General features: G+C 63.1%; 6 protein-coding genes. 4 read left to right on the top strand and 2 right to left on the bottom strand.

What is annotated here, in order from left to right:
• The coding region (locus tag ACK41X_RS21665) for a putative PEP-binding protein (RefSeq protein WP_409727790.1) at positions 1–1,002 on the top strand (1,002 nt) is incomplete at its 5' end.
• 234 nt (positions 1,003–1,236) lie between these two features.
• Here the strand turns inward: ACK41X_RS21665 and ACK41X_RS21660 are convergent.
• Positions 1,237–2,574, bottom strand: coding sequence for a methyl-accepting chemotaxis protein (locus ACK41X_RS21660; RefSeq protein ID WP_409727788.1), 1,338 nt, complete (start codon positions 2,572–2,574; stop codon positions 1,237–1,239).
• Positions 2,575–2,815: 241 nt separating this feature from the next.
• Between ACK41X_RS21660 and ACK41X_RS21655 the strand changes: the two genes are divergently transcribed.
• The 3 genes from ACK41X_RS21655 (at position 2,816) to ACK41X_RS21645 (ending at position 8,102) form a co-directional block, all read left to right on the top strand.
• A complete protein-coding gene (locus ACK41X_RS21655) occupies positions 2,816–4,864 on the top strand; it encodes a TRAP transporter permease (RefSeq protein ID WP_409727785.1) in 2,049 nt (682 codons plus the stop codon).
• A 63-nt stretch (positions 4,865–4,927) separates the two neighbouring features.
• Positions 4,928–5,893 (top strand): TAXI family TRAP transporter solute-binding subunit, encoded by a 966-nt coding sequence (locus tag ACK41X_RS21650; RefSeq protein ID WP_409727782.1) that lies wholly within the window; start codon positions 4,928–4,930, stop codon positions 5,891–5,893.
• Positions 5,894–6,179: 286 nt separating this feature from the next.
• Complete coding sequence (locus tag ACK41X_RS21645; protein WP_409727779.1) at positions 6,180–8,102, top strand: cell wall hydrolase; 1,923 nt, start codon at positions 6,180–6,182, stop codon at positions 8,100–8,102.
• A gap of 6 nt (positions 8,103–8,108) precedes the next feature.
• On the opposite strand, the gene ACK41X_RS21640 is transcribed toward ACK41X_RS21645, so the two are convergent.
• On the bottom strand, positions 8,109–8,349 hold a 241-nt coding region (locus ACK41X_RS21640; protein WP_409727777.1), incomplete at its 5' end, for a nicotinate-nucleotide diphosphorylase.

Raw genomic sequence — 8,349 nt, 5'->3', positions numbered from 1 at the left:
CTGAAATTCGGCGCCGAGGGCATCGGGCTGTGCCGTACCGAGCACATGTTCTTCGAGGCCGACCGTATCCTCGCCGTGCGCGAGATGATCCTCGCCGATACCGAGAGGGCGCGGCGCGCCGCGCTCGCCAAGATCCTGCCGATGCAGCGCGCCGATTTCGCAGAGCTGTTCGAGATCATGCAGGGGTTGCCGGTCACGATCCGGCTGCTCGATCCGCCGTTGCATGAATTCCTGCCGCATGGCGAGGCCGAGATCGCCGAGGTCGCCAGATCGCTCGGCACGGAGCCGCAGAAGATCAAGAACCGCGCCGCCGAGCTTGCCGAATTCAACCCGATGCTCGGATTCCGCGGCTGCCGGATTGCAATCACCTATCCCGAAATTGCCGAGATGCAGGCCCGCGCCATTTTCGAGGCTGCGGCCGATGCCGGCAAAAAGACCGGCAAGCCGGTGGTGCCGGAGGTGATGGTGCCGCTGATTGCGACGCGCATGGAATTCGATCTGGTCAAGGCCCGGATCGATGCGATGGCGGAGGCGGTGGCGACGGAGAAGGGAGTGACGCTCCACTACCAGGTCGGCACCATGATCGAACTGCCGCGCGCCTCATTGATGGCGGACAAGATCGCGGAGGGGGAGGGCGGCGCCGAATTTTTCTCCTTCGGCACCAACGACCTGACCCAGACCTGCTTCGGCATCAGCCGCGACGATGCGGCGAGCTTTCTTGCCACCTATACCGCGCGCGGCATTCTTGCGGTGGACCCGTTCGTGTCGATCGATCGAGACGGTGTCGGTGAGCTGGTCCGCATCGGCGTCGAGCGTGGCCGCAAGGTCCGGCCCGATCTCAAGGTCGGGATTTGCGGCGAGCATGGCGGCGATCCGGCCTCGGTCGCCTTCTGCCACGAGGTCAATCTCGACTACGTGTCCTGCTCGCCGTTCCGCACGCCGATCGCGCGGCTTGCGGCGGCGCAGGCGGCACTCGGCAAGGAAGTCGCAAGCCAGGCCTGACCGGCTCCGGCCGGCGCTGCCGGCGGCCGGCTGTCGGCTCAAATGGCGGACTCCACAGGCTGCGCGCCGGGAGTCTTTTCGGACATTTCGCGCCAGGCGCGCAATTCCGACATGGTAACCTTCGATCTCGGCTCTCTCTGCGCACCGAGCCTTGGGCGGTAAAGATCCTCGGGCTTGAGCGGGGGACGCGTAAGGCTGCCAGCGAGTTCACTCATTTTCAGATTGCCACTGCGTTCAGACTGCGACTTTCTTCAGGAAGCTTTCGACTTCGTCGCGCATGTTGGACACCGCATTTTCCACCGAGGCGCAGGTGCGCAGCACAGTTTCGGCGGTTGTACGTGTATTGGTCGCTGCGCGGGCGACCTGATCGAGAACGACCACGATGTCGCGCGTGCCGTTGGCGGCGCTCGTCACATTATGCGAAATCTCGCCCGTGACGGCATTCTGCTCTTCGACAGCGGCTGCTACCGCGGAGGCGAATTGTTCGATTCCCTGCATGCGTTCGGTGATCCGGCCGATCGCCTGCACCGCATGGTCTGTTGAGCCCTGTACCGAGAGGATTTGAGCGGAAATGTCCTCTGTCGCCTGTGCGGTCTGGACCGCGAGCGATTTGACCTCGGAGGCGACCACGGCGAAACCACGGCCGGCCTCGCCCGCGCGCGCGGCTTCGATGGTCGCGTTGAGCGCGAGCAGATTGGTCTGGCCGGCAATGGTGCGAATAAGCTCGACCACGTCGCCGATCTTCTGGGCGGCGTCGGCCAGGCCCCTGATCCCCTCATTGGTCGCCCGGGCCTCGCGCACCGCAACGCGTACCGCATCCGTGGTCTGCGAAAGCTGGCGGCTGATCTCGTTGATCGACGTCGCCATTTCATCCGCAGCGGTCGCCGCAACTGTAACATTGGTGGAAGCTTCGTTCGAGGCTTGCACCGCCGTTTCGGCCCGCTGCGAGGTCTGGCCCGATGCAGCAAACAGCGAACTCGCGGTGACCTTCAGCGATGCGGAGCTGTCGTCCACAATGCGCAGAACGCGATCCATGTTCTGACGGAACGTAGTGATGGCGCCGTCAATGGCGATGCGCCGCTTTTCTTCCGCCGCGAGCGCGGTCCGCTTTTCCTCAACCGCCACCTGTTCGGTGACGTCATGATGGGTGGCGACCAGGCTGCCGTCCGGAAGCGGCTGTTCGGCGATTTCGATCACCCGTCCGTCGGCGTCGGGATATCTGTTGCTGGCGACGGCCTGAGCGGCAATCCGTTCCCGGATACCCTCGACCCAGGCGTCGATATCGCCCTTGAACCGGCCGATGGCGGCGCGATGCTCGATGATCTCGCGGAGCGTCGCGCCCGGCTTTACCACGTCGGCCGACATGCCGTACATGTTGATGTAACGCTCGTTGCAGAGCAGCAAACGCCCATGCGGATCCCAGACGCAGAGCGCCTGTGGGGTATTGTTGAGCGTCAACCTCAGAAGCGCGTTCTTGCGTCTCAGCCTGAGGACGGCCAGCGTCAGCACGCCGGCCAATAGAACCAGCGCCGCACCGACAGAAAAGACCAGCTCCGGTGCGAGCGGTTCCATGAAGCCATCCAGCATGGCTATTCCCTTGCCAAGAGCGTGCACGGAATTGATAGCGCCGGGCGCTTTCAACATGGTTAACTGGAGGTTGGGGGAGGGCGCGAAAGCCATCCGCGGGTAGAAGGGTTGGGTATGCCACCCCTTTTTCACGTGGTAGCCTTGTTTTCAGGAACGGCTCCGGAAGGGGAAACGGGCCGGAACCGGGCACAAATGACAAAGAAAAGATGACCGGGACGGGGGGAGAATGGCCGAGCAGCCGGAGGCGATGTCGGCGCAGGACGCTGACTCCATTGAGACCGAGCGCCTGCGTAAGGCGGAAGAATTCATCGAGCAGGAAGAGGGGGCAGCCAACCGCCTCTCGGGCTGGTCCGGAACCATCGTGACCGCGATCGCGGTCGCGATGTCGCTGTTCCATCTCTATGCCGCCTATGAAATCGTCCCGACGCAGGAACTGCGCTACATCCATGTCGGTTTCGTGCTGCTGTTGTCCTTTCTGCTATTTCCGATGGCGAACCGGTTTCGAGACCGGATTCGCTGGTGGGACGTGATTGCCGGCCTGACCTGTGTCGCCATCCTGATTTATGCGCTCGCCGGCGGCGACGATTTCACCGATCGCGCCACCCTGCCGAACCACACCGACGTCATCCTGGGTGTGATCTTTATCGTGCTTCTGATCGAGGCCACGCGCCGGACCATCGGTCCGATCGTGCCCATCGTATCGCTCCTGTTCATTGCCTACGCTTTGTTCGGACCGTATCTGCCGCCGCCCTGGAATCATCGTGGCTACGGTTTCGACCAGCTCGTCGGCCATCTGTTCATCACGCTGGAAGGCATTTTCGGTGTGCCGGTCGACGTGTCGGCGACACTGATCGTGCTGTTCACGATATTCGGCGCCTTCCTGCAGCAGACCGGTGCGGGAAAATTCTTCATCGACTTCTCGATGACGCTGATGGGGAAGAGCCCGAATGCGGCCGGACGCACTGTGGTTCTCTCCTCGTTCCTGCTCGGCGGTCCGTCCGGATCGGGCGTCGCGACCACGGTGAGCATCGGCGCTGTCGCCTATCCGATGATGAAGCGGGCAGGCTTCGAGAAGAATGCGGCCGGCGGCCTGCTTGCAGCCGGCGGCCTCGGCGCCATCATTTCGCCTCCGGTGCTCGGCGCCGCCGCCTTCCTGATCGCCGAATTTCTGAAGATCAGCTATCTCGAAGTGATCTGGATGGCGGTGATCCCGACTATTCTTTACTACCTCTCGCTGTTTTTCATGGTGGAGATCGACGGCCGGCGCTACGGCGTGCGCGGCGAGCCTTACGTGCCCGAACGCTCGCTCGGTGAGCTGACCCGCCGCTACTGGTTTCATTTCGTCTCTCTGATCTCCATCGTCATCTTCATGGTGTGGGGTTATTCGCCGACCACATCGGTGCTCTATGCCACCGGCATGGCGATGCTGATGAGCTACCTGACGCGCGAAACCGCGATGACGCCGAAGAAGCTCGTGCGTGCGCTCGCCGACGGATCGCTACAGTCGCTCACCGCCGCCACCACTTGCGCCACTGCCGGCATTATCGTGGGCGTCGTGACGCTCACCGGGCTTGGGCTGAAATTCTCGTCGATTGTGATCGACTATGCCGGCGGCAGCCTGTTGCTGACCGCGATCTATACCGCGCTGATTGTCTGGATCATCGGGCTCGCGGTGCCGGTGACCGCATCCTACATCATCTGCGCCGTTGTTGCGGCGCCGGCGATGATCAAGCTCGGCGTGCCCGATGTCGCTGCGCACATGTTCATCTTCTATTATGCCGTGCTGTCGGAAGTCTCGCCGCCGACGGCGCTGTCGCCGTTTGCGGCCGCTGCCATCACCGGGGGCGATCCCTACAAGACCACATTGCAGGCGTGGAAATACACGCTGCCTGCATTTCTGGTGCCGTTTGTGTTTGTGCTCGATCCGCAAGGGCTTGGGCTTCTCCTGAAGCTTCCGCCAGACGGAACCTGGATCGACATCGTCATGATCACCCTGAAATCGGCGGTGGGCCTCGGCGCGCTGGCTTGCGCCGCGCAGGGCTGGGCGCTGCGTCGCACAACCGCGCTCGAACGCACCGGACTGACCGCGGCCGGACTGTTCCTAGTCTTTCCTAGTCTTCTGGAAGCTCTGATCGAGGCCGTCATCGGCCGGGATATCAGCTACACCGCCACGGTTGGCGTGGTCCTGTTTGCCATTGTATTGTTGAAGCAGCGATTGCAACCGGGAGGACAAAATCAGGTGACCGGCGCCGAGGCCGAGCAGAAGCAACGATAGAAGCGATAGCAGCAACGACAGCAAAAAGAGCGCAAAAGGCGCATCAAGTCAGGGAGAAACGAAATGCTCAAGCGCGTGGGACTTGTTCTGGCGACCGCCGCAATCGGCGTCGCAATGGCCGGCATGGCGATGGCGCAGCAAACCAATATCGCTATCGCAACCGGCGGCACCGGCGGTGTCTATTATCCGATGGGCGGCGGCATGGCGAACGTGTTGTCGCGCTATCTGCCGGGGGTCCAGGCCACGGCGCGCGTCACCGGCGGGTCGGTCGACAATCTGAAGCTGATCGGCTCGAAGCAGAGTGAGGTCGGCCTCGTTATGGTCGATGCGGCGCGCGACGCCCTGAAGGGCGAGGACAAGTTCAAGGGCAATCCGGTCGACGTGCGCACCCTCATGGTTCTCTATCCAAACCGCATGCATGTGGTGACGGTGGAGGGCAAGGGCATCGAGAAAATGTCCGACCTGAAGGGCAAGCGTGTCTCCACCGGGTCGCCCGGCAGCGCCACCGAGGTCATGGCCTTCCGCGTTATCGAGGCCGCCGGCCTCGACCGTGACAAGGACATGCGGCGCGAGCGCCTCGGTGTCGCCGAATCCACCAATGCGCTGAAGGACGGCAAGATCGACGCCTATTTCTGGGTGGGCGGCCTGCCGACTGCGGCTGTGACCGATCTCGGCGCGACGCCCGGCGTCAAGCTGAAGCTGATCGATCATTCCGACACCGTCGAGAAGATGAACGCGAAATATGGCGGTCTCTACAGTGAGGGCGTGATCCCGGCCAAGACCTATCCCGGCCAAGACCAGGATAACAAGATCGCGGTGGTGCAGAATATTCTCGTGACCAATGCCAGCATGCCGGACCAGACCGCCTATGACATCGTCAAAACGCTGTTCGAAAAGCGAGACGAGGTCGCGCTCTCTCACGGCGAAGCCAAGGCGATCGTGCTCGATACCCAGAACAACAAGAACACCACGATCCCCTGGCATCCGGGCGCGGAAAAATACTTCAAGGAGATCGGCGCGAAGATGTAAGTGCGGGCGTTTACCCCCATACGACTTTACAGTTCTCGATCGAACGGCCCTGCATTAACGCAGGGCCGTTTGCGCTTGTTTCGGCAGCAATGCAGCATGCACAGGCGATTGACCAATTCTTTACCTTGATCGCGGGTGAAACGCGGGCACCTGCTCTGCGCAGGAACTTGGCAAGGTTAACCCGATCGCAACGATACTCCGACAATTTTACGTGAGCGGCGCGTGATGCCGCGTGAGTTCGGTTGCGTTTGTTGCGTTGCGTCGGTCGCGTTGCGTGAGCGTGTGTATGAAAGCGTCGCGTAGAAGGCCGAAGGGCGCCTTTCGCCGTCCCTTCGGCCTTGTCCTTTGTGTGGTCGTCGTGATGCCGAATGCCATCGGACATCAGGACCTCGCAGCCCTGATCGCCAGCCAGCCGGCGGTGACCGAGCGCTGGCGTGCGCATATACGCAGTTCGACGTTCCGGACTGTCCATACCGCGGCACTGAACTTTCCGCGCCCAGTCGGCAGCGCGATTCCGGATCCGTATTTCACGCAGCTCGCAGCGCTCGATCCCCGCGCGCTCGAAGCGACCGGTTCCGTGCCGCTGAGTGTGCCGATCGAGCCTGTGGTCACGCAGCCGACATACGAATTTCCGGTCGTCGAACGCAGGCTGAAGGGCGACAGGCTCGATGTGAAACAGTTACCGTCCGGGCAGCCGCAAGAGCAGCCGGCACAGCCAGCGCGCAAGAAGGATCATGCGCGTGTCGAAGAAGCTCTGCCCAAGGCCGACCGGATCGCGCCGCAGGCCGGCGCCGAAGCGGCGGCCGAGCGCATGCCAGTCCGCCGACGCGCCGGTATCCCCGCAGGTCAGGCGACCCTTGCGAAACAGGTGCTGGGCACGGGCCCGCGTCAGGTGCGTCCGGTGGCAGCGTCGGTCGAGGCGGTGGCGGAGAGGAAGCCGCGCCGTCCCGGTCTGGCAGCCGCGCATCTGAACAAGCTCAAGCGCGGGATCGCGCGCATCGATACATTGCCCTTTGAAACCGCCGATCTTGAATCGGCGCGCTCGGATCTGCGCGAACCGCTGGTGGCGCCGCAGCGGCAATATGTCGAGACTGCTGACCTGGAATCTCAGCGCGCCGACCTGAATGGGCTGCTGGCGTCTGCACCTGAATCTGTCATTGCAACGGCGGCCGAGGCGGAGCCGCCGTTGGAGGCGGTTAAGGTCGCCGAAAGTCCGCGGCCTGCCGCGGAGCCCGACCAGGCGCTTGAGGAGCAGCCCGTTCCGGGTTTGCCGGATGTGGTTCCGCCCGCGCAGGAGAAAGTCGCAGGCCGCTTCAATAACGAAACGGTCGACCAACTTGCGCAATTGGCAAACCCGAATGCGCAAACACGCGTGTTCTTCGGCACGCACGCACTCGGCATGGGCCGAAGCAGTTGGGAAGCCTGGGAGCCAGACCAAGTTCCGACCGTGCTGGCGCCGCCGCATGTCGACACCGAGATCAAGCGCGCCGCGCGCGAGCCGGATGCGGAGCCCGATCCCCACGCCTTGCAGGGCGGCGAAACCATCGCTCCTAAGGGCGAAGTCACGGGCGAAGGCAAGCGTCCGCGCACCCCCGCCGAACGGCTCAATCTGTCAGGCGCCTCGCGCGTAAAGCATCACCGGTGTCTCGCCAACGCGATCTATTTCGAGGCCCGCGGCGAAGTCGAGCGCGGTCAGATGGCCGTGGCGCAGGTCGTGCTGAACCGGGTATTCACCGGCTATTATCCCGGCAATGTCTGCGACGTGGTGTACCAGAATGCACATCGCAAACTGGCCTGCCAGTTCACCTTCGCCTGCGACAACGTCAAGGATGTGGTTCGCGACCAGAAAGCCTGGGAGGTCGCAACCCGGATCGCCGACGAGGCGCTCGACGGCAAATTCTGGCTGCCGGAAGTCGGCAAGGCGACGCATTACCACGCGACCTATGTCAGTCCGTGGTGGGTGCGCACGATGACCAAGCACACCCGGCTCGGTGTTCATATCTTCTATCGGCCAAAGCGCTGGGGGGATGGCGAGGACATTCCGGTCTGGGGGGACAAGCTGGACCTGACCGCTTCGATCAGGCGCGAGGCGCAGCCTGCGGCTCCAGCCTCAAGCGGCGCCGACAGGCGCGCCGACGCGCATCCCGCGACGCCGGCACGGCGCTCGATCTTCGATCCGGTCGAGCCGATCAATCTGCCGGGCGGGTGACGAGGATCAGACCTCGATATCCAGTGCGATATCGAGATTTGGCGCCGAATGCGTGATGGCGCCGGACGAGACGTAATCGACGCCGGTTGCCGCAATCTCCGCGGCGTTGTCATGCGTGATGCCGCCGGACGCCTCGATCACGAGACGGCCGCCAACCAGCCTCACTGCCTCTTTCAGCATCGGCACGGTGAAATTGTCGACCAGCAGCACATCGGCAAGGCCGGTATCCAGCACCTCGCGCAGCTGG

Origin of the sequence: Pseudorhodoplanes sp. (genome assembly GCF_046289595.1) — a bacterium.
In the GTDB taxonomy this organism is placed as follows: domain Bacteria; phylum Pseudomonadota; class Alphaproteobacteria; order Rhizobiales; family Xanthobacteraceae; genus Pseudorhodoplanes.
This window is presented reverse-complemented; position numbering and strand designations above follow the sequence as displayed.